The organism is Actinopolymorpha cephalotaxi, assembly GCF_013408535.1.
Lineage (GTDB): Bacteria > Actinomycetota > Actinomycetes > Propionibacteriales > Actinopolymorphaceae > Actinopolymorpha > Actinopolymorpha cephalotaxi.
Genome location: NZ_JACBZA010000001.1, coordinates 1,947,116 through 1,968,178, shown reverse-complemented (window position 1 = coordinate 1,968,178; position 21,063 = coordinate 1,947,116). Strand labels below are relative to the sequence as shown.

General features: G+C 71.4%; 19 protein-coding genes. 4 read left to right on the top strand and 15 right to left on the bottom strand.

Annotation, left to right across the window (positions count from 1 at the left end):
• Positions 1-35 precede the first annotated feature (35 nt).
• Positions 36-1,169, bottom strand: a complete 1,134-nt coding sequence (locus FHR37_RS08775; RefSeq protein WP_092883547.1) for a M24 family metallopeptidase — start codon at positions 1,167-1,169, stop codon at positions 36-38.
• 113 nt (positions 1,170-1,282) lie between these two features.
• On the opposite strand from FHR37_RS08775, the gene FHR37_RS08770 reads away from it, so the two are divergent.
• The 3 genes from FHR37_RS08770 to FHR37_RS08760 all read left to right on the top strand — a co-directional run bounded on the left by FHR37_RS08770 (position 1,283) and on the right by FHR37_RS08760 (position 4,027).
• Complete coding sequence (locus tag FHR37_RS08770; protein ID WP_092883546.1) at positions 1,283-1,750, top strand: YbaK/EbsC family protein; 468 nt, start codon at positions 1,283-1,285, stop codon at positions 1,748-1,750.
• Positions 1,751-1,800: 50 nt separating this feature from the next.
• Positions 1,801-2,976, top strand: a complete 1,176-nt coding sequence (locus FHR37_RS08765) for a winged helix DNA-binding domain-containing protein (RefSeq protein WP_092883545.1) — start codon at positions 1,801-1,803, stop codon at positions 2,974-2,976.
• 109 nt (positions 2,977-3,085) lie between these two features.
• Positions 3,086-4,027 (top strand): 5'-3' exonuclease, encoded by a 942-nt coding sequence (locus FHR37_RS08760; RefSeq protein WP_092883544.1) that lies wholly within the window; start codon positions 3,086-3,088, stop codon positions 4,025-4,027.
• 87 nt (positions 4,028-4,114) lie between these two features.
• Here the strand turns inward: FHR37_RS08760 and FHR37_RS08755 are convergent, their stop codons facing one another.
• From FHR37_RS08755 to FHR37_RS08720, 8 genes are all read right to left on the bottom strand, one after another.
• The gene (locus FHR37_RS08755; protein ID WP_237768791.1) at positions 4,115-5,239 is read right to left on the bottom strand and encodes a glycoside hydrolase family 172 protein; all 1,125 of its coding nucleotides are present in this window, start codon (positions 5,237-5,239) and stop codon (positions 4,115-4,117) included.
• Positions 5,240-5,352: 113 nt separating this feature from the next.
• Positions 5,353-8,094, bottom strand: a complete 2,742-nt coding sequence (locus tag FHR37_RS08750) for a DEAD/DEAH box helicase (protein WP_092883543.1) — start codon at positions 8,092-8,094, stop codon at positions 5,353-5,355.
• 53 nt (positions 8,095-8,147) lie between these two features.
• Entirely contained in the window at positions 8,148-9,032 is an 885-nt protein-coding gene (locus FHR37_RS08745; RefSeq protein ID WP_092883542.1) for a diacylglycerol kinase, read from the bottom strand.
• A gap of 98 nt (positions 9,033-9,130) precedes the next feature.
• On the bottom strand, positions 9,131-9,988 hold the full coding sequence (tatC, locus tag FHR37_RS08740; RefSeq protein WP_237768790.1) for a twin-arginine translocase subunit TatC: 858 nt from the start codon (positions 9,986-9,988) through the stop codon (positions 9,131-9,133).
• Between the two features lie 52 nt (positions 9,989-10,040).
• Positions 10,041-10,352 carry a Sec-independent protein translocase subunit TatA gene (tatA, locus tag FHR37_RS08735; protein ID WP_092883540.1) on the bottom strand — a complete coding sequence of 104 codons (312 nt, stop codon included), beginning with the start codon at positions 10,350-10,352 and terminating at the stop codon, positions 10,041-10,043.
• 71 nt (positions 10,353-10,423) lie between these two features.
• Positions 10,424-10,777, bottom strand: a complete 354-nt coding sequence (locus FHR37_RS08730) for a hypothetical protein (RefSeq protein ID WP_139238956.1) — start codon at positions 10,775-10,777, stop codon at positions 10,424-10,426.
• Positions 10,778-10,787: 10 nt separating this feature from the next.
• On the bottom strand, positions 10,788-11,843 hold the full coding sequence (locus tag FHR37_RS08725; RefSeq protein ID WP_092883538.1) for a helix-turn-helix transcriptional regulator: 1,056 nt from the start codon (positions 11,841-11,843) through the stop codon (positions 10,788-10,790).
• The gene (locus tag FHR37_RS08720) at positions 11,836-12,948 is read right to left on the bottom strand and encodes a helix-turn-helix transcriptional regulator (protein WP_237768789.1); all 1,113 of its coding nucleotides are present in this window, start codon (positions 12,946-12,948) and stop codon (positions 11,836-11,838) included. The genes FHR37_RS08725 and FHR37_RS08720 overlap by 8 nt, the downstream gene beginning before the upstream one ends.
• A 162-nt stretch (positions 12,949-13,110) precedes the next feature.
• Here FHR37_RS08720 and FHR37_RS08715 point away from each other — a divergent pair, with 162 nt between their 5' ends.
• Positions 13,111-14,184 carry a DUF3866 family protein gene (locus FHR37_RS08715; RefSeq protein WP_092883537.1) on the top strand — a complete coding sequence of 358 codons (1,074 nt, stop codon included), beginning with the start codon at positions 13,111-13,113 and terminating at the stop codon, positions 14,182-14,184.
• 120 nt (positions 14,185-14,304) lie between these two features.
• Here FHR37_RS08715 and FHR37_RS08710 read toward each other — a convergent pair whose 3' ends face one another.
• The 6 genes from FHR37_RS08710 to dop all read right to left on the bottom strand — a co-directional run bounded on the left by FHR37_RS08710 (position 14,305) and on the right by dop (position 20,818).
• Positions 14,305-15,300, bottom strand: a complete 996-nt coding sequence (locus FHR37_RS08710; RefSeq protein ID WP_092883536.1) for an FKBP-type peptidyl-prolyl cis-trans isomerase — start codon at positions 15,298-15,300, stop codon at positions 14,305-14,307.
• Between the two features lie 123 nt (positions 15,301-15,423).
• Complete coding sequence (gene pafA, locus FHR37_RS08705; RefSeq protein ID WP_092883770.1) at positions 15,424-16,785, bottom strand: Pup--protein ligase; 1,362 nt, start codon at positions 16,783-16,785, stop codon at positions 15,424-15,426.
• 69 nt (positions 16,786-16,854) lie between these two features.
• The gene (prcA, locus tag FHR37_RS08700) at positions 16,855-17,670 is read right to left on the bottom strand and encodes a proteasome subunit alpha (protein WP_092883535.1); all 816 of its coding nucleotides are present in this window, start codon (positions 17,668-17,670) and stop codon (positions 16,855-16,857) included.
• Entirely contained in the window at positions 17,667-18,539 is an 873-nt protein-coding gene (prcB, locus tag FHR37_RS08695; RefSeq protein WP_237768788.1) for a proteasome subunit beta, read from the bottom strand. The genes prcA and prcB overlap by 4 nt, the downstream gene beginning before the upstream one ends.
• Positions 18,540-18,819: 280 nt before the next feature.
• A complete protein-coding gene (locus tag FHR37_RS08690; protein WP_092883534.1) occupies positions 18,820-19,041 on the bottom strand; it encodes a ubiquitin-like protein Pup in 222 nt (73 codons plus the stop codon).
• A gap of 265 nt (positions 19,042-19,306) precedes the next feature.
• Entirely contained in the window at positions 19,307-20,818 is a 1,512-nt protein-coding gene (gene dop / locus FHR37_RS08685) for a depupylase/deamidase Dop (protein ID WP_092890049.1), read from the bottom strand.
• Positions 20,819-21,063 lie beyond the last annotated feature (245 nt).

Sequence of the window (21,063 nt, the reverse complement as noted above, 5' to 3'; positions counted from 1 at the left end):
GGATCGCCGCCTCGGCGGCCGGCCCGGGCAGCACCTCAGCCATCGAGGACCACCAGGTCGCGAGGACGCAGGTTGACCGCTTCCACGCCGGTTTCGGTGACCACCACGATGTCCTCGATCCGGGCGCCGTGCCGGCCCTCGAAGTAGATACCGGGCTCGACGGAGAAGGCCATGCCCGGCTCCAGCGGCAGCGTGTTGCCGGCCACGATGTAGGGCTCCTCGTGGCTTTCCATGCCGATGCCGTGGCCGGTGCGGTGGATGAACTCCTCGCCGTAGCCCGCCTCGGTGATGATCGTGCGCGCGACGGCGTCCACCGACTCCGCGGTGACGCCCGGGCGCACGTGTGCGCAGGCGGCCTCCTGTGCACGCTGGAGGACGTCGTAGTAGCGCCGGAACTCCTCCGAGGGCCGGCCGCCGACGGCGTAGGTGCGGGTCTCGTCGGAGCAGTAGCCGGCCGCAGTGGTCCCCCCGATGTCGACGACCACCGGCTCACCGGCCTGGATCACCCGGTCGGAGACCTCGTGGTGCGGCGAGGCGCCGTTGGGGCCCGAGCCCACGATCACGAAGTCGACCTGGACGTGCCCCTCGGCGAGGATCGCGTCGTGGATGTCGCGGCCCACCTCGGCCTCGGTGCGGCCGGGGCGCAGCCAGTCACCGACCCGGGCGTGCACCCGGTCGATCGCCGCGCCCGCGGCGCGCAGCTCGGCCACCTCGGCCGGGGTCTTGCGCATCCGCAGCTCGCGCAGGACCTCCCCCGCGAGCTTCTGCTCCACACCGGGCAGCGACGCCCGGAACGCGAGCACCTTCTCCGCCCACATGTGGTTGTCCAGCGCCACCGACCCGACGCCGGGCAGCAGCTTGGCCACCAGTCCGTAGGGGTCCTCGGTCTCCTGCCAGGGAACGATCTCCAGGCCCAGCTCCGTGACCCCGGACGCCTGGGCCGCGGCGCGCTCCAGGCCCGGCACCACCAGGACCGGCTCGGCCCGTGCGCCCTGCGCGGGCAGCAGCAGGCAGGTGAGCCGCTCCAGCGGCTTGGCATCGTAGCCGGTGAGATAACGCAGGTCGGGACCCGGCGAGACCAGCAGGGCGTCGACACCCGCGGCGGCCGCGGTCGCGCGGGCACGGTCGAGGCGGAGACGCAGGTCGGCGGGAGGCACGGAGGTCGTCACGCGGGTCAGCCTAGGCCGCCCCGCCGACAACCCGTTCCGCCTCCCCGCCACATCCCGGACACCGCAATTTGCGCGGGTGCGACCGCATGCCCGGAACCGATAACTTTCCGCACATGAGCCCACAGTCCGACCACGTCGCGGCCACCCTCCGCCACCTCGGTGCCACCGGCACGGTGCACGTGTTCGACCAGGAGGTGCCCACCGCCGCCGCGGCTGCCGAGCGGCTCGGCTGCGACGTGGGAGCGATCGCCAACAGCCTGGTCTTCGTGGCCGGCGAGGAGCCCCTGCTCGTTCTCACCAGCGGTGCTCACCGGGTCGACACCAGGTACCTCTCCCGGTCGCTCGGCCTGCCGAAGATCCGCCGCGCCGACCCCGAGCAGGTCCTCGCCGCCACCGGCCAGCGGGTCGGCGGCGTCGCGCCGGTCGGCCACCCCGCTCCGCTGCGTACGATCGTCGACCTCTGGCTGGAGAAGTACGAAGAGGTCTGGGCCGGCGCCGGCGACCACCTCAGCATGTTCCCCACCAGCTACGCCGAACTCATCCGGCTCACCGGAGGAACGTCCGCCCAGGTCGCGCCCTGACGGGGCGCCGAGCTGTCAGGGCTGTCGGCGGCCGGTGGTAGAAGGTTCGGGTGCGAAACATCAGCGTCGAGGAACGCCGCGCCCGGCTGGGCCGCCGCCACCGGCTGGCGGCTGGTGCGCAGGCAGCCGGCCCGGTCGAGGCGGCCGAGGCCGTGGTCGCCCTGCACGCCACCGACCCGGCCACCGTCTTTCTGTCCGTCGCGGCCCGGACCGGCCCTGCCGGCGCCGCCGTCGAGGACGTCGAGAAGGCGCTGTACGCCGACCGCTCGCTGCTGCGGATGCTCGCAATGCGGCGGACGATGTTCGTGGTCCCGACCGCTACAGCGCCCGTGCTGCAGGCGTCCTGCACGCTCGCCGTCGCCGCGCAGCAGCGGCGCAGGTACACCCAGCTGATCGAGGCCGCCGGCCTCGGTGACGGCGCCTGGCTGAAGGACGTCGAGGAGTCCACGGCGCGGGCGCTGGCCGCCCGGGGTGAGGCCACCGGGGCCGAGCTCGCCGCCGACGAGCCGCGGCTGCGTTCACGGGTGACGAGGGCCGAGGGCAAGTCGTACGGCGGTGACCAGAACATCACCACCTGGGTGCTGCTTCTGCTCGCCGCCGACGGACGAATCGTCCGGGGCCGCCCGCGTGGTTCGTGGACGAGCACCCAGTGGCGGTGGGCGCCGGTCGAGTCGTGGTTGCCGAGCGGCATGCCCGAGCAGCCGGTCGAGGCGGCGCGGGCCGAGTTGGTGCGGCGCTGGCTGGCCGCGTTCGGCCCGGGCACGGTGACCGACCTGCGCTGGTGGACCGGCTGGACCGCCCGCGACGTCAAGGCCGCCCTGACGCGGGTGCGGCCGGTGGAGGTCGACCTGGACGGGCAGACCGGACTGGTCCTGCCCGGCGACGACGAGCCCACCCCGGTGCTGGATCCGTGGGTCTCGTTCCTTCCCGCCCTGGACCCCACCGCCATGGGCTGGTCCGAACGCTCCTGGTACCTCGGCGCACACCGGTCCGCGCTCTTCGACCGGTCCGGCAACATCGGCCCCACGGTGTGGGCCGACGGCCGCGTCGTCGGCGGCTGGGCCCAGCGTCGCGACGGTGAGGTGACCTACCGCCTGCTGGAGGACGTCGGCGCCGAGGCCGCCCGGGCGATCGAGGACCACGCCGCGCGGCTGGACACCTGGCTGGGCCCGGCCCGCGTGGTGCCGAGGTTCCGTACGCCGCTGGAGAAGGAGCTCGCCGGCTGACCGGCGCCGGCCGACGCGAGACCCGGCAGGACCCCACCGGCGGGCACCGGTCGCCGTTCCCCGGTCACGCTTCCAGCCGAGTGTCGGCGACGTCGTCTAGGTTGTCGCCATGCCGAGCACCGCCGGCGAGAAGACGCTGCTTCTCGACACCGCATCCTTGTACTTCCGCGCCTTCTTCGGTGTGCCCGACTCCATGCGTGCTCCCGACGGCACGCCGGTCAACGCCGTCCGCGGACTGCTGGACTTCATCGCCCGCCTGGTGACCGACCACCGGCCGACCCATCTGGTCGCCTGCTGGGACGACGACTGGCGACCTCAGTGGCGGGTCGACCTGCTGCCGAGCTACAAGGGCCACCGGGTGGCCGAAGAGGTGCCGGGCGGGCCGGACGTCGAGGAGGCCCCGGACGCGCTGGAAACCCAGGTGCCGGTGATCCGTGCCGCCCTGGCCGCCCTGGGCATCGCGGTGGTCGGCGCACCCGGCTGCGAGGCCGACGACGTCATCGGAACGCTCACCGCGCGCTCTCCCCGTCCGGTCGACGTGGTGACCGGTGACCGCGACCTGTTCCAGCTGGTCGACGACTCCCGTGCCGTCCGCATCCTCTACACCGCCCGCGGCGTGGGGCGGCTGGACACCGTCGACGAGGCCTGGGTGGCGAAGAAATACTCCATTCCCGGCCGGGCCTACGCCGACTTCGCCGTGCTGCGGGGTGACCCGTCCGACGGGCTGCCGGGCGTGCCGGGCGTCGGCGACAAGACCGCGGCCGGACTGATCTCCAAGTACACCGACCTGGACGGCGTGCTCGCCGCGGTCGAGGACGAGGGCAGCGGTCTGGCGCCCGGCCTGCGGCTCAAGCTGCGGCAGGCCGGTGACTACCTCACCGCCGCGCGCGCCGTGGTGGCCGTGCTGCCCGACGCCGAGCTGCCCGAGGTCGACGCCACCCTCCCCGGCGCACCGGCCGATCCGGACGGCTGGGCGGAGCTCGTACGCCAGTGGGGGCTCGGCGGTTCGGCCGAGCGGGTGGTGGCCGCACTCGCCCAGCAGGCCGGCTGACCCCGCAGACCTCCGCTGACCCCGCAGACTCCCCCGGACACTGCCGGTGCCGGGAGCAGCCGGGGTGCGTCGGCCGGGGCCGGAGGCTCAGGGCTCCAGCAGGTCCCGGTCCGGCAGTGCGGGGAAGGCGGCGTGCGGCTCGGTCTGGTACCAGAACGCCGTGGACGCGATGTCGTCCTCCAGCGGCCGGAAGCGTGCCTGACCGCTCAGCGACGACTTGAAGCCGAGCGCCTGGACGGTCACCCGCAGGTCGCCGGTGAAGCGGATCGGGTCCTGGACGTGCCAGCGGTACAACCCGAACCTCTGCTGCGTACGCATGAACCCGTCGGGGACGAGCACCTGCGGCATGCCGAGGTAGGGCGTACTGAACGCGCCGTACGCACCCTTGGGATGCTCGAACGCCCACGCCCCGCCGAAGTAGTCCTCGGTGCCCGTGCCGCAGATGGTGGGGAACTCCTCGTCCCCGTCCAGGTAGAACTTCAGCTCGCCCTCGCCCCACCAGCCGTCGTGATGGGACTCCCAGGCGAGGTAGGTCCCCACGTAGTGCCCCTGCCCACGTACGCCGGACAGCAGCGTGTGCACCTCGCCGTGCGGAAGCGGGTCGCTGCGCCGCCACTGGGCGTGGAAGTACGCACGGTCCGGCTCGACCTCGGTGAGTGCGTAGGTGATCTGGTAGAAGAAGCCGCGGACGGGTTCGGGGTCGAGGTTCTCCACGGTGATCCGGGCGTGCCCGCGAAACGGCATCTCCCAGTAGGAGTTGAAGCCGCCGGTGGGGTTGACCGCCACCGGGACCGAGTTGATCTGCGCGAACTCTCCCCAGCCGTGGCAGAAGAAGTCGCCGAGCGGCACCTCGACCGAGGGGTTCTCCTCACCGTCCCAGTAACACCGCACGACGAGCCGGCGCCATGCCGTCGGTGTGACCGTGATCCACACGTGCTGGATCGCGCCCGGACCGTCGACGTCGGCGAGCGTCACCACCGACTCGCCGGGGATCTCGATGCAGGGACGGACCTTCCAGCCCTGGCCGAGTTCGCGGGCGGCACCTTCCCCCTCGGTGGCCCGCGCACCGCCGGAGCGTGACCCATCGGGGTTCTCCGCGCTGATCGACCTGGTCTGTGCGGACGAGAGCCGGCTCAGGTTGCCCAGGTGCATGCCGAGGCCGTTGAAGTCGGACACAGGTTCCTCCGGTGGCGTCAACTCGTGCTTGCGCACGCCAGCCAACCGGATCGGCGGCGCCCGGGCCACCGCCGCGGGTGATCCTGACCGCACGCGGTCAGTCAGGATCACCCGGCGAGCCGTCGGTCAGGTGAACGGCGAGTCGTCGGTCACTCGGCGTCGGAGGCCACCGAGGCGTACGCCACCACCCCGCGGCGCAGGGCCTCCACCGTCGCCCGCGCGGTCTTGCGCAGCACGCCGGCACCTGCCGCGTCGGCCACCTGGTCGGCCAGGTCGACGATCTGCTTGACCCAACGCACGAAGTCACCGGCCGCGAACCCGGTCTCGTCGAGCACGTCGGCCAGTGGAGCACCGGATGCCCAGCGGTAGGCGGCCCAGGCGAATCCGAGGTCGGGTTCGCGCAGGAAGTCCAGCCGGAAGGAGTCCTCCAGGCTGTCCAGGTCTCCCCAGATCCGCACCACCGAGCCGAGCGCCTCGCGTGCCGCGCCACCGGGCAGCTTGGGGGGCCCGACGTCGTCGGGTGTGCGGGACTCGTACGCCAGTGCCGACAGACAGGCCGCCAGCTCCGGTGGGGTGAGGTCGTCCCACACGCCCTGGCGCAGTGACTCGGCGGCCACCAGGTCGAGCTCGCTGTAGATCCGCGACAATCGGTCGCCCGCCTCGGTGGTCCGGTCGCCGTGGAGGTACTCCAGTTCGTCGAGCACCTCACACACCCGGTCGAACTGCCGGGCGATGGTGTTGGAGCGTGACTCGACCCGCCGTTGCAGCCCCTCGGTTTCCCGGCCCAGCTTGAAGTAGCGCTCGGCCCAGCGGGCGTGGTCCTCGCGTTCGGAGCAACCGTGGCAGGGGTGGGAGCGCATCGCCGCGCGCAGGTCCTGCAGGCGCTGGTCGTCCTCGGCCGGCGACCCGCCGCGGCGCTTCCTCGGCACGTCTACCTCGTCGGGCGACTTCTGCCGCAGCGTCGAGGCCAGGTCGCGGCGGTGCTGGGCGTTGCGCGGGTTGAACGACCGGGGCAGCCGCATCCGGCTGAGCGACTCCACCGGCTGCGGGAAGTCCACCAGCGACAGCTTGCGCACCCGCCGGTCCTCGGTCAGCACGGTCGGCCGGGGGCCGTCGCCACCGGCGGCGTGACCGGGGTCGAGCACCACCGCGATGCCGGCCTGCCGCCCGGCGGGGACGGCGATGATGTCACCGGACCGGAGCCGGCCGAGGGAGTCCACCACCTCCGCGCGCCGGTCGGAGCGACGGCGCTTGGACAGGGAGGTCTCGCGTTCCTTGATCTGCCGGCGCAGTGAGGCGTACTCCATGAAATCGCCCAGGTGGCACTCCGTCGCCTCGCGGTAGCCGTCCATCGCCTCCTCGTTGCGACGGACCTGGCGGACCAGCCCGACCACCGCACGGTCGGCCTGGAACTGCGCGAACGACGACTCCAGCAGCTCCCGGGCCCGGCCCCGCCCGAACTGGCGGACGAGGTTGACGGCCATGTTGTACGACGGGCGGAAACTCGACCTCAGCGGATAGGTGCGGGTGGAGGCGAGGCCGGCGACGGAGGCGGGTTCGAGTCCCGGCTGCCACAGGACGACGCCGTGCCCCTCGACGTCGATGCCGCGCCGGCCGGCCCGCCCGGTGAGCTGGGTGTACTCCCCCGGGGTGATGTCGGCGTGGGTCTGGCCGTTCCACTTGACCAGCTTCTCCAGCACCACCGACCGCGCCGGCATGTTGATTCCCAGCGCGAGCGTCTCGGTGGCGAACACCAACCGCACCAGCCCCCGGGCGAACAGCACCTCCACGATCTCCTTGAAGGTGGGCAGCATCCCGGCGTGGTGCGAGGCGATCCCGCGTTCGAGGCCCTCCAGCCACTCGTGGTAGCCGAGCACCGCGAGGTCCTCCGGCGGCATGTCGGCGGTGCGGGCCTCGGCATAGGCGCGGATCTGCGCCGCCTGGTCGGGCCGGGTGAGCCGGATACCGGCGTACAGGCACTGGAGCACGGCCGCGTCGCAGGCCTGCCGGCTGAAGATGAACACGATCGCCGGCAGCAGCCCCTCGGCCTCCAGCTTCTCCGCCACCTGCGCCCGGCTCGGGGTGAACGCGATCCGGCTTCCGCCGCGCGGCTGGCGCCCGCGCCGGGGGCCGCGATCGTCGCGGCGGGCGAACCGCCAGTGGTCGCGGACGATCCGGGCCAGCTCGGGGTTGACCTTCGCGCTGTCGCCGGGCCGCCCGGTGTCGGCGAACAGGTCGTACATCCGCCGGCCGACCATCACGTGCTGGAACAGCGGGACCGGCCGGCGCTCCTCCACCACGATCTCGGTGTGCCCACGCACCGTGGCCAGCCACTCACCGAACTCCTCGGCGTTGGACACCGTGGCCGACAGCGACACCAGCTGCACCGAGTCGGGGAGGTGGATGATGACCTCTTCCCACGTCGCGCCCCGGAACGGGTCGGCGAGGTAGTGCACCTCGTCCATCACGACGTAGGACAGGCCGCGCAGCGTCGAGGAGCCGGCGTAGAGCATGTTGCGGAGGACCTCGGTGGTCATCACCACCACCGGCGCCTCGCCGTTGATCGTGTTGTCGCCGGTCAGCAGGCCCACCCGCTCCACGCCGTAGCGCTGGACGAGTTCGGCGTACTTCTGGTTGGACAGTGCCTTGATCGGGGTGGTGTAGAAACATTTGCCGCCGGTCTCCAGCGCACGATGGACGGCGTACTCGCCCACCACCGTCTTGCCCGAGCCGGTCGGTGCGGCCACGAGCACGCCCTTGCCGTCCTCCAACGCGGCGCAGGCGGAGATCTGGAACGGATCGAATTCGAAGTCGTAGAGCTGTCGAAACGCCTGGAACGAGGTGCCGTTGGCGGCCTGGAACCGGGCGTACCGCTCCGCCGGGGAGCTCATGGCCTCAAGGCTACGGTGTCCCGCCCCCGTTCACGTGGGCGCGGGTCGGGGGCTCAGCGAGGCGGCGGAGCGAACACCTGCAGCGCCCCCGGCACGCACTCCACGGTCAGGGGCAGCGGGCCCATCCGCTCACCGTCGGCGTACGCGGTGATTCCGGCCGAGGCGACGCTCACCGTCTTCGCGCGGTACATCGTCACGGCCGGATGCCCGACATGGGTGCCCTTGGTGAGCTTCGGGAACAGACGTACGAGTTCGTGCCGGGGAAGGGGTCCGATCACCGCGACGTCCAGCAGGCCGTCGGCCGGATCCGCGCCGGCACAGATCCGCAGCCCGCCGCCGTAGGAGGGAGTCACGCCGACGGCGACCAGCAGCGCGTCCGTCTGCTCCTCCTCCTGGTCGAGCTCGAGGACGAACCGCTGCGGGCGGAACGTCCCCAGCTCGCGGACCACCGCGAGGTCGTACCGCAGCCGCCCGCGCGGCCAGGTCATCCCGGCCACCCGCTCGGCGACACGGGAGTCGAAACCGGCGCAGAGCACCGTGGAGAACAACTCGTCGCCGACGCGACCGAGATCCTGCGCCCGGGTGAATCCCGCCACCACGATGTCGACGGCCGCCAGCGGGTCCCCGACAGGCGCGCCAACGGACCGGGCGAGGTCGTTGCCCGTACCTGCCGGGATGACGCCGAGCGGGGTGCCGGACTCGGCGGCCGCCTGCAGGGCGAGGTGCGCCATGCCGTCGCCGCCGATCACCACCAGGCCGTCGACGCCGCGTGCGACCGCCCGGCGGGCGAGATCGGCTGCCTCGTCGGCGTCCCGTCCGGCCTCCCATCGGGCACGAATGCCCGCCTCGGTCAGCCGCTCGGTGACCGGCTCGGCGAGCCGGGCACCGCGGCCGCGGCCGGAGGTGGGGTTGACCAGAACCGCGATCTCTCGAAGCACGCGGCGAGCGTAGCGCCCCTGCCGACCTACGGCAGCGGCGGTCTCGAACTCACAGGTGAGCGTGACCTGACCGCGGTGACCGCTCGGCCGGTCGGTCGTCAGTCGTCGCGGCCGGCGCGTTCGATCCCGTCGACGTCGATGCCCTGGGCGACGAGCCGGGCCTTCCGTCGCCGGTCGGTCAACCGGGCGATCTGCTCCGACACGAGGAAGAGGATCGTCATCGGGACCGCCAGGATGAGCATCGTCACCGGGTCCGTCGAGGGAGTGGCGACCGCCGCGAACACGAAGATGCCGAAGATGATCCAGGCCCGGGACCGCGCCAGGGTCGCCGAGGACAGCACCCCGACGAGGTTGAGCATGACGACGAAGACGGGGATCTCGAACGCGACACCGAACACCAGCAGCAGGCGCAGGACGAACGACAGGAAGAGGTCGACGCTCGGATAGTTGGACACCCCGGCCGGGGTGAAGTCGATCAGGACGTTCAGGCCCTTGGGCATCGCGTAGTAGCCGACCACCACCCCGCCGATGAACAGCGGCGCGGCCGAGCCCATGAACACCATCGTCCACTTGCGCTCGTTGCGGTGCAGCCCTGGCAGGATGAACGCCCAGAGTTGGTACAGCCAGACCGGGGACGACGCCACCAGCCCGGCGATCAGCGCCACCTTGAGCTGCAGCATCAGCGGGCCGGCGACGTCACCGAAAACCAGCTTGACGTCGACGTTCCGCTGCACCTTGAGGTTCCTGATGGCCATGTCGAGCGGCTCGCGCAGCAGGTCGAACAGCTGCGGATAGAAGATCCAGCCAAGGATCATTCCGAGCAGGATCGCGCCCACGGCCTTGAACAACCGGGACCGGAGCTCGCGCAGGTGCTCGACCAGCGCCATCCGGCCTTCGGGGTCCGGCTCAGGCTTGGAAGTACGCCGGACTCGCAACCGGCCGAGGGACAGGCTCACGACACTCCCACGTAGGCGCCGCCCCGCTCAGCGCGGGCCGGCGCGGACTGGCTCACCTGTTGGTGGTGTTGGTGTGCTGGGGGTCCTCGACGGGCTGCTGGACCGGCTGCTGGTAAGGCGGCTGAACCGGCTGCTGGTAAGGCTGCTGCGCACCGTTGGTGGTGTTGGGCTGGTGGTAGACCGGCTGCTGCTGCTGCGGGGGCGCGGCGACTTCCTGCGGCTTGTCGTCGTCGCGGACCTCGGACTTGAAGATCTTGAGCGCCTGGCCGAGGCCCTTGGCGGTCTGCGGGAGACGTGTCGCACCGAAGAGCAACACCAGGACGACCCCGATGATGATCAGCTCGGTCGGTCCAAGAGATCCCATGATTAGCCTCTCAGTCGGCGATTCTCGCTCGATGGTACGCCCTGATCCCCCGAAGGAGGGGTCGGGTCGGTTCAGCCTCCGTGACCGGCCCCGGCCGCGGCACGCCGACGCGATGAGGTCGGACCGCGACGTTCTGTGAGACCTTCGCGATGCCGGCCTGCCCCGCGAACTGCTTCGCGATGACCCCTACCCGGTGTGGGCCGGTGCCTCGCGGGTGCGGCTCCGGTGTTTCCCCCGGCCCCGGAATCCCGGTGGTTCTCGCTGTCCTCGTCGCCCGAACGCTCGGCGGCGATCTGCAGCTTGCGTTCGGCCGCGCCCAGCTCGGTGAGCACACCCTTGGCCCGGCGCCACAACCAGACGCCGAGCAGGGCGTAGAGAACCACCGCGAACACGGCGATTCCCCCGAAGATCAGGACCCACATCACGCGGAGCAGACTAACGCATGCCCGGACGGCTGTCGGCCACGTCGGCCACGCCTCCGGCACCGGCCGGATCGGTCGTTTCGTACGCCGCGAGCGCGTCCACCGCGTCCTGCCGTACGGCCTCGGCCAGCTCGGGCGGCTCCACCACCCGGGCGCCGCCGCCCAGGCGAAGCGCCAGCCGGCGCAGCCACCGCGGGTCGGCCACCCGCAGCCGGACCCGCAGCGAGCCGTCCCGCAGCTCGGTGACCTGCTCGCACGGGTAGTACTCCGCCACCCAGGCCGCCGAGGGCTCCAGCTCCAGCGTCGCCACGGGATAGTCCGGCGATGAGCGGAACAGCCCCTCGGACAGGTCGCGCGGCCTGGCCTGCGGCGGCGGGGCGGCCGGCTCGTCCAGCACCTGCACGTCACTCACCCGGTCCAGGCGGAACAGCCGGACGTCCTCGGCCCGGTGACACCAGCCCTCGAGGTAGGTCCACCCCTCCGCCTGCAGCAGGCGCATCGGGTCGACGTCACGCTCGGTGGTCTCGTCGCGGTAGGGCACCCAGTAGCGGAGGTGGACCCGCCGGCCACGGGCCAGGGCGTCCTGGAGGGTCTGCCGGACCTTCGGGTCCTCGGCGGCGTCCACCCGGACGGCCACCTTGTCCAGGCCGGCGTCGACCTGCTCGGCGGCCTTCTCCAGGCGTTCGATCACCGGGTCGAGCAGTGCCCGCTCGGCCTGGCCGCCGGACTCCCGGAGGGTACGCAGCGCCACCAGCAGGCCGAGCGCCTCGTCCGCGGTCAGCCGCAGCGGCCGGGCCAGGAACTCGGCGTTGGACACGTGGATGACGCCCTCGCCCTCCACGGCGTCCATGTCGACCTCGATGTAGTCACCGGGCATCATGCCGGGCAGGCCACAGAACCACAGCACGCCGAGGTCGGACACCAGCTGCTTCTCGGTGATGTGGAACGTCCGGGCCACGTCGGCGACCCGGGCGCCGGGATGGGCCAGGAGGTACGGCAGCAACGCGAGCAGGCGGCGTACCTGCTCCTTCGCGCCACCGGGGCCGGCCGTGCGGGCGACCTCAGCCATGGTGGGCCACCTCCACCAGCAGCCCCTTGAGGTGCCGGATCACCGCCTCGCGCAGGTCGGGCGGGTCGAGGGCGACGGCGCCCGCGGCGTAACCGGCGATCTCCTCGGCCAGGGTCACGGGATCGGAGAAGCCGACCTCCAGGACGTCCCAGCCACTGCCTGCGGGAACGACCGACGACGCCCGCCGCCGCAGGCCGTGGCCCGCGCCGGCACGCACCCGGATCCGGGCGGTGCGGCGCAGCTCCTCCGGCGGGGACATCCGGGCCGCCTCGGCGCGGATGTCGACGCCTTCGGGAACGGCGAACGCACCCGGGCGGCCCACCGGCCGGACCGGCCCGGCGATGCGGGACAGCCGGAACATCCGGGTCGCCGCCCGGTCACGATCGTGTCCCAGGACGTACCACCGGCTTCGCCAGTTGAGGATTCCCCACGGCTCGAGCGTGCGGTGCTGTGCGGCGCCGGCGCCGGGCCGGCGGTAGTCGAAGGCGACCACCGTGCGTGACTGCACCGCCCGCCACAACGGCTCGAACGCCGGCTCGCTGGCCGGAAGCCGCGGCTCCAGCGTGGTCACGGGGCCGGTGTCGGCACCGGTGTCGGCCCGTACGTCGGCGCCCGCGTCGGGCACCTTCGCGGGTTCCGGCGACCCCGACGACGACGCCGGACCCGATGCGGACGGCGGACCCGATGCGGACGGGGTGCCCGGCGCTCCGGCGGCGCCCGCGGCGAACCCGTCGGCACCGAGCTTGAGCACGGCGCGGGAGGTGGCCTCGGCCAGGCTGGCGTGCTCCCACACCCGGGCGGCCAGGCCGAGAACGGCGGCCTCCTGGGCGCTGAACGTCAACGGCGGCAGCTCGAACTCGCTGCGGCGGATGCGGTAGCCCACCTCGTCGTCGAACCCGCTGGCCACCGAGCCGACCTCGATCGGAATGCCCAGGTCGCGCAACTCGTCCTTGTCGCGTTCGAACATCTTCTCGAACGCCTCGGGGGTCTGCTCGCGGTAGTCCTCCACCAGCTGGCGAAGGCGGGCCTTGGGCACGAAGTGGTGCGACACCAGCAGGCAGATGACGAGGTTCATCAGCCGCTCGGACTTGCGGGGCGCTGCCACGCGCGCCACCCCCTTCCGCGCGGCTGGTGCACTCGAGCCACTTCGAACAGACTAGCGACCACCGACGTGAGGCTATCGCACCCGAAGTGCGACACGGCGCGAAAGCACACAGGCCACGCCGAACCATCGCGTGCCCGGACCGAGCCGGTAGCGTCGCACCCTGTGATCCGATGGCGGGAAGGTGTCGCCGGCCAGGTCCGCCGGTCCTGGGACGGGGCGGTGGAGCTGGACGTGGACACCGGCGAGGCGGTGCTGCCCGCGCTGGCGTACGTCGACCTGGTAGGCCGGCCCGAGCCAGGCGACCGTGTCCTGCTCAACACCACGGCCCACCACCTGGGCCTGGGCACCGGCGGTTTCGCCCTGGTCGTGGCCGTACCCGACCGGCTGCCCGCCGACCCGACCGGCCCCGGGCACCTGGTCAAGGCCCGCTACACCCCGCTGCAGACCACGGTCCTCGGCGTCGACGAGCCCGACTCCCCCGCACACGACCTGCTGGCCGACGCCGACGATCTGGCCGGCATGCCGGTGGTGGTGGCCGACCTGCACTCCGCGCTGCCGGCCGTGCTGGCCGGACTGTACGACGCGGCGCCGGAGGCGTCGGTGGCGTACCTGATGACCGACGGCGCGGCCCTTCCGCTCGCGTTGTCCCGCACCGTGGCCGGGCTGGCGCGGGCCGGTTGGCTGCCCGCCGGCACGGTCACCGTCGGCCAGGCGTTCGGCGGCGACGTCGAGGCGGCCACCGTCCACACCGGCCTGCTCGCCGCCCGGCTGGTGCTCGGCGCGGACGTCGTCGTGGTGACCCAGGGGCCGGGCAACCTCGGCACCGGGACCCGGTGGGGGTTCACGGGGGTGGCGGTGGGCGAGGTGGTCAACGCGGTGGCTGCCCTGGGTGGCCGGCCGGTGGGCGCGCTGCGGTTGTCCGAGGCCGATCCGCGCGTACGCCATCAGGTGGTCTCCCACCACAGCCTCACCGCGTACGGCCGGGTCGCACTGGCCGCCGCCGACCTCGCCGTGCCCGACCTCCCCGGCGACTTCGGCGACCAGGTGCGCGCACTTGTCGAGCCGCTGCGCGCCCGGCACCGCCTGGTACGGACTCCCGTCGGGGGCCTGGACGCCGCGCTGGCCCGCAGCCCGGTCGCGTTGTCGTCAATGGGCCGCGGGCCGGCGCAGGACCGCGCCTACTTCGCCGGCTGCGCGGTCGCCGGACGACACGCCGCCCGGCTCCTCCTCGACTGAGGAGAGGCCGGGCGGCGACGGTCGTTCCCGTTCTTCGGCTGTTGCGGTTGCTCTGTTGTTCCCGTGGTGCTGGTTCGTGCCGTCGTGGGTCCGGCGGCGCTCCGCCGCGGACCCGGGCCGTCAGTTGGCGCCGAGGATGTCCACCACGAACACGATCGTGTCGGTCTTCTTCACGTCGGTCTGCGGGAGGTCCTGGCCGAAGCTCTTGTTCGGCGGCAGGACCAGCAGCACGCGGCTGCCGACGGTCTGGCCGACCAGGCCCTCGGCGAGCCCCTTGACCGGGGTGTTGGGGAGCGGGAGGTTCTGGTATCCGCGCTGCCAGGAGGAGTCGAACGGCTTGCCGGTCCGCCAGTTGACGGCCAGGTAGTGCATGTTGACCGTCTGCTTGGCGGTGACCTTCGGGCCCTTCCCCTTGATCAGCGGCTGCGCGACGAGCTTCTTCGGCGCGGTCGCGCCCTTGGGGATGGTGATCGCGGTCGGGATGTCCTTGGCGTCGGTCTTCACCGCGGGGAGATCCTTCGGCGGGGTGACCTTGGTGCCCTCGGCCTTGCTCAGCGGCTTGTAGGCCTTCTTCACGTCGATCACGAACACCAGGCTGTCGGTGCCCTTGATGCCGGCCTGCGGCTGGCCGTTGGCGCCGTAGCCGTCCTTCGGCGGGATGGTGATGAGTACCCGGCTGCCGACCGGCTTGCCGACCAGGCCGGTCACGAAGCCGTTGATCAGCTTGCCCTTGGCGAGCCCGAACGAGGTGGGGCCGCCGTTCTTCCAGGACGAGTCGAACTCCTTGCTGTCCCGGCCGTTGACGCCCACGTAGTCGACGACGACCTCCTGGCCCTCGGCGAGCTTCGGGCCGGAGCCCTCCTTGATCACCTTGGACTGGGTGGAGGCGACGCTGAACGGCTTGGCGAAGGTGACGGTGGGCTTCTTGCCCGCGTCACCGGCGACCTTGACCGCGTCGATGGTGCTGGTCTTCTGCTTGGCGGGTGCGGTCGCCCCGGCCGACTTGGTGGTCTTGGCGCCGGGCGAACCGGACGAGTCGGTCGAGTCGGACGAGCCGCACGCGGCGGTGACGACGAGCAACGACGTCAGGAGGGCGGCTATCAGGCCACGACGCACTGGGAACACCTCGGAATCGGGAGACGGCACAAACAGTCGACCACACTAGACGGGGAACCTTAACCATCCCTGAGCGACCCGCGGGCGTACCGAACGTGAGGTATCGCGGGGTCGCGGATGATTTCACATGCTCTGGATGAGCTTTTCCACCCGCTCGTCGACGCTGCGGAACGGGTCCTTGCACAGGACCGTGCGCTGGGCCTGGTCGTTGAGCTTGAGGTGTACCCAGTCGACGGTGAAGTCGCGGCGGCGCTCCTGGGCGCGCTTGATGAACTCGCCGCGCAGCCGGGCCCGGGTGGTCTGCGGCGGCACCGACTTCGCCTCGAACACCTCGAGGTCGTTGGTCAGCCTCGTCATCTGGCCGCGGCGTTCGAGCAGGTAGTACAGCCCGCGGTCGCGGTGGATGTCGTGGTAGGCGAGGTCGAGCTGGGCGACCCGTGGGCTGTTCAGCGACAGGCCGTGCTTGGTGCGGTAGCGATTGACCAGGCGGTACTTCGCCACCCAGTCGATCTCGCGCTCCACCAGGGTCAGGTCGCCGGAGTCGACCGCCTTCAGCGTGCGTTCCCACAGGTCGAGCACCTTGGTCACCAGCGGCGTGGCGAGCTCGCGGCGCTCGACGAAGTCGCGGGCCTTGGTGAAGTACTCCTCCTGGATCTCCAGCGCGCTGGCCTCGCGGCCGTTGGCCAGCCGCACCTTGCGCCGGCCGGTGATGTCGTGGGAGATCTCCCGGATCGCCCGGATGGGGTTCTCCAGCGTCAGGTCGCGTAGCACCAGCCCGGACTCGATCATCCGGAGCACCAGGTCGGTGGCACCCACCTTCAGCAGGGTGGTCGTCTCCGACATGTTGGAGTCGCCGACGATGACGTGCAGCCGGCGGTAACGCTCGGCGTCCGCGTGCGGTTCGTCGCGGGTGTTGATGATCGGACGGGACCGCGTGGTGGCCGAGGAGACGCCCTCCCAGATGTGCTCGGCCCGCTGGCTGACCGCGTAGACCGCGCCACGGGGAGTCTGCAGCACCTTGCCGGCGCCGCAGATGATCTGCCGGGAGACGAGGAACGGGATGAGGACGTCGGCCAGCCGGGAGAACTCGCCGTGCCGGCTGACGAGGTAGTTCTCGTGGCAGCCGTAGGAGTTGCCTGCGGAGTCGGTGTTGTTCTTGAACAGGTAGACGTCCCCGGCGATGCCCTCCTCGCGCAGCCGCCGCTCGGCGTCGACCAGCAGACCCTCGAGGATCCGCTCCCCCGCCTTGTCGTGCGTCACCAGGTCGATGATCGAGTCGCACTCGGGGGTGGCGTACTCGGGATGGCTGCCGACGTCGAGGTAGAGCCGGGCGCCGTTACGAAGGAAGACGTTGCTGCTCCGCCCCCACGACACGACACGCCGGAAGAGGTAACGGGCCACCTCGTCGGGCGAGAGCCGCCGCTGACCGCGGAAGGTACAGGTGACGCCGTACTCGTTCTCGAGGCCGAATATGCGACGGTCCATGGTCACCACACTATGTCGTCGTGGCGTCGCAGGGGCGAAGCGAGCGAAGTTGATCTGGTCACGATGCGGCTACGCGGGACCACCAGCCTGCTCGCCGGGCGGCGTGTCGCCGGATGTCCCGCCAGGTGGGCTGTCCGGGCTCTCGCCGGTGCCCGCCGGTGTCTGGTCCGGACCGGGCGCCGAAGCCTCTCCGGCGGTGAGCAGCCGGTCCAGGGCCGGCCCCACCAGCCGGCGGAACTTGCGCTTCTGGATGCGGGTGCGGTCGAGCACCGCCACCTCGAGCTGGCTGGCGTCGAGCCGGCGGTTGCCGTTGCCGTCCTGGCCGAGCGCCTCCACCGCGAGGGCGAGCACCGCCGACAGTGACTGGCCATGCTGGTACCGGCGCTCCAGGAACGCGTTGATCTGTTCGGCGGAGCCACCCATGGCCGCGTAGCCGCGTTCGTCGGCGACCGACCCGTCGTAGGTGAGCCGGTAGATCTGGTCCTGCTCCGCGCTCTCACCGACCTCCGCGACGAAGAGCTCGACCTCGTAGGGCTTCTCCGCGACGCTGGAGAAGATCGTGCCGAGCACCTGGGCGTAGAAGTTGGCCAGGCCGCGGGCGGTGACGTCACGGCGGTCGTACGAATATCCGCGCATGTCCGCGCTGCGGACGCCGGCCACGCGGAGGTTCTCGAACTCGTTGTAGCGGCCGACCGCGGCGAACGCGATCCGGTCGTAGATCTCGCTGATCTTGTGCAGCGCGGGCGAGCGGTTCTCCGCGACCAGCACGATGCCGTTGTCGTACTGCAGCACGGCCACACCGCGGCCGCGGGCGATGTTCTTCCGAGCGAAATCCGCCCGGTCCTTCATCTGTTGTTCGGGCGAGACGTAGAACGGCATGGTCATCGGGCTTCACCGCTCTCGTCGTCGGGGAACACCGGGGCGGTCGGACCGTCGGGGCGGCGCATCCGCCCCGAGAGCAGACGCTCCACGAGAGCGGCCACCTCGTTGTCGGGCAGCCGGTGGAAGCCCGCGTCGCTGACCGTCGCGACCATGGGGTAGATGCGGCGGAAGACGTCCGGCCCGCCGGTCGCGGAGTCGTCGTCGGCGGCGTCGTACAAAGCCTGCAGGCAGCCGCCGATGGCGTCGTCGCGTCCGGCCTCGGCGTGGTAGAGCTTCTTCAGCGCGCCGCGGGCGAACACCGACCCCGAACCGATCGAGTGGAACTCACGCTCCTCGTAGCGGCCACCGGTGATGTCGTAGGAGTAGATGCGGCCGTTGCCGGTCTCCAGGTCGTACCCGGCGAAGAGGGGAACCACCGCGAGGCCCTGCATGGCCAACCCGAGGTTGGAACGCAACAGCATGCCCAGCCGGTTGGCCTTGCCCTCGATGGACAACGTGGTGCCCTCGAGCTTCTCGTAGTGCTCGAGCTCCACCTGGAACAGCCTCACCAGCTCCGCACCGACACCCGCGCTGCCGGCGTACCCCACCATGGAGTACTCGTCCGCGGAGAACACCTTCTCCACGTCGCGGACCGCGATGACGTTGCCCATCGTCGCCCGCCGGTCGCCGGCCATCACCACGCCGCCCGCGTAGGTCGCGGCCACGATGGTGGTGCCGTGCGGCACCTCGTCGCTCACTGCCGCGCCGGGTGGTGTCCGACCACCGGGCAGCATTTCCGGCGCGTGCGCGCCCAGGAACTCGGCGAACGACGAGGTCCCGGTGGCGAAGAGAGCGTCGGGAAGACGCCCGGCGCCTGATCGATCGGTGCCCACACCTCTCCTTCCAGTCCTGCTGGATGTGTCCCAGATGCGTCGTGGATCTGTCGTGGATCTGTGGTGGTGTGCCCGGCGGATCGCACCGGGCTCATCCGGAAACCTACCGGGGCGCGGTGACATACGGGGCACGAGAGCACAGGTCCGCGCGACCTCGATCGGCAACCTGGACGGCCGCGGCGGCCGGTCGAGCGGGGCGAGCACCGATGGATGCCAGGTGCTCGTCCCGGACCGGCCGCGCGGTCGCGAAATCCGCCGTCGAGGGACCGGCGGCCCGGTGTTACTGGCCGCCCTTCTGGACGAAGCTGCGCACGAAGTCCTCGGCGTTCTCCTCCAGCACCTCGTCGATCTCGTCCAGGATCGAGTCGACGTCCTCGTCGATCTGGTCCTTGCGCTCCTTGGTGGCCTCGTCGGCCTGGACGTCGGTGAGCTCCTCCTCATCGGAGCCCTTGCGCGTGGTGCGGTGCTGCTGACCGCCCGAGCCGCCGTCTCGTGTTCCCATCTCGCCCCTCCCCGACCTACTCCACAGGGGTTGCTTTGGTACCGCCTACCTGGACCTTACAAGCGCACACCGACCAGGGGCAGGTACCCAGCGCACCAGACTCGACACCCTACGGGCTTTGCCGGGCAAAACGGGGCGAACGACCGGGTCCCACGGGCCGCGAACCGGACCTGTGGCCTGTTTCGGAGTGCACCGCCGGGGGGGGGGGGGGGGGGGGGGGGGGGGGGGGGGGGGGGGGGGGGCGCCAGGGCGGGTCGTGAAGGACCTAGCCTCCGGTGATGGCGCGAACGAGCTCCTCCGCGGTCCGGCAGCGGTCGAGGAGCCGGCCGACGTGGGCGCGGGTCCCCCGCAGCGGCTCCAGGGTCGGAACGCGCTGCAGCGACTCGTTGCCGGGGAGGTCGAAGATCACCGAGTCCCACGACGCGGCGGCCACATGCTCGGAGTACTGCGCCAGGCATCGGCCGCGGAAGTATGCGCGGGTGTCCTCCGGCGGCTGGTGCACGGCGCGTTCGATCTCCGCGTCGGTGAGGATCCGGGCCATCCGGCCGCGCTCGACGAACCGGGGGTACAGGCCCCGCTCGGGCCGCAGGTCGGCGTACTGCAGGTCGACCAGCTGGAGCTTGGGGTGGCTCCAGTCCAGCCCGTCCCGCTCGCGGTACTGCTGCAGGACGGCCAGCTTGGCCACCCAGTCCAGCTCGCGGGACAGCGACATCGGGTCGGACTCCAGGCGCGTCAGCACCGACTCCCAGCGGTCCAGGACGTCCCGGGTCTCCGGGTCGGTGTCGGCGCCGCTGCGGTCCTCGACGTACTTGCGGGCGTTCTCGAGGTACTCCATCTGGAGCTGGACCGCGGTCAGCTTCCGGCCGCTCTTCAGTGTCAGGAGGTGCCGCAGACTCGGGTCGTGCGAAACCTCGTGCAGCGACGTCACCGGGTGCTCGACGCTCAGGTCGGTGGTGAGGAAGTCGTCCTCGATCATCGACAGCACGAGGGCCGTCGTGCCCGCCTTGAGGTAGGTCGCCACCTCCGACAGGTTGGCGTCGCCGATGATGACGTGCAGGCGGCGGTACTTGTCGGCGTCGGCGTGCGGCTCGTCCCGGGTGTTGATGATCGGGCGCTTCAGCGTGGTCTCCAGGCCCACCTCGACCTCGAAGAAGTCGGCCCGCTGGCTGATCTGGAAGCCGTGCCTGCTGCCGTCCTGGCCGAGCCCGACCCGGCCGGCGCCGCACACCACCTGCCGGCTGACGAAGAACGGCGTGAGGTTGCGCACGATGTCGGCGAACGGCGTCGACCGGCTCATGAGGTAGTTCTCGTGGCAGCCGTAGGACGCGCCCTTGTTGTCGGTGTTGTTCTTGTAGAGCAGGATCGAGGTCGACAGCGGCGGCTCGGCCGCCCGCCGGGAGGCCTCCAGCATCACCCGCTCCCCCGCCTTGTCCCACAGAACGAGATCGCGCGGGTTGGTCACCTCCGGCGAGGAGTACTCCGGGTGGGCGTGGTCGACGTAGAGCCGGGCGCCGTTGGTGAGGATCGCGTTGGCCAGCCCCACCTCCTCGTCGGTGAGCTGGCTGTCATCGGCCACGTCCCGGGCGAGGTCGAAACCGCGCGCGTCGCGCAGCGGGTTCTCCTCCTCGAAGTCCCACCGGGCCCGGCGCGCGCGGATCACCTTGCCCGCGTAGGCGTTCACGACCTGCGAGGACGACAGCATCGGGTTGACGGTCGGTTGCCCGGCGACGGAGATGCCGTACTCGGTCTCCACGCCCATTACCCGGTGCACACTCATGGGACTCCTCGTCGCCAGTGGGGCATCGCCGCGTCGCCGAGCCCCGAGCCGGACGGCTCACGCCCGCCCCGGCCGCTCTTACGAGCGTACGCGGACAAGCCGTGTGTGTAGGGCAGGGTTAGCCGATTGTCGCCGGAGATACCGGTCATGACGCCCGCGGGTGCCCCACTCGGTCGAGCGGGACACCCGCGGGTCTGACTGCTTGGTCGTGTCCGCCGAGAAGGCGGTTGTCAGAGGCTGGTCAG

Bases quoted from the DNA above. Each gene is read 5' to 3' on its own strand.
- FHR37_RS08760 (WP_092883544.1), top strand. From the start codon at position 3,086: ATGCCGAGCACCGCCGGCGAGAAGACGCTGCTTCTCGACACCGCATCC.
- dop (WP_092890049.1), bottom strand. From the start codon at position 20,818: ATGAGTGTGCACCGGGTAATGGGCGTGGAGACCGAGTACGGCATCTCC.
- FHR37_RS08725 (WP_092883538.1), bottom strand. From the start codon at position 11,843: ATGGCTGAGGTCGCCCGCACGGCCGGCCCCGGTGGCGCGAAGGAGCAG.
- pafA (WP_092883770.1), bottom strand. From the start codon at position 16,785: ATGGACCGTCGCATATTCGGCCTCGAGAACGAGTACGGCGTCACCTGT.
- prcA (WP_092883535.1), bottom strand. From the start codon at position 17,670: ATGACCATGCCGTTCTACGTCTCGCCCGAACAACAGATGAAGGACCGG.
- FHR37_RS08750 (WP_092883543.1), bottom strand. From the start codon at position 8,094: ATGAGCTCCCCGGCGGAGCGGTACGCCCGGTTCCAGGCCGCCAACGGC.
- FHR37_RS08690 (WP_092883534.1), bottom strand. From the start codon at position 19,041: ATGGGAACACGAGACGGCGGCTCGGGCGGTCAGCAGCACCGCACCACG.
- FHR37_RS08770 (WP_092883546.1), top strand. From the start codon at position 1,283: ATGAGCCCACAGTCCGACCACGTCGCGGCCACCCTCCGCCACCTCGGT.
- tatA (WP_092883540.1), bottom strand. From the start codon at position 10,352: ATGGGATCTCTTGGACCGACCGAGCTGATCATCATCGGGGTCGTCCTG.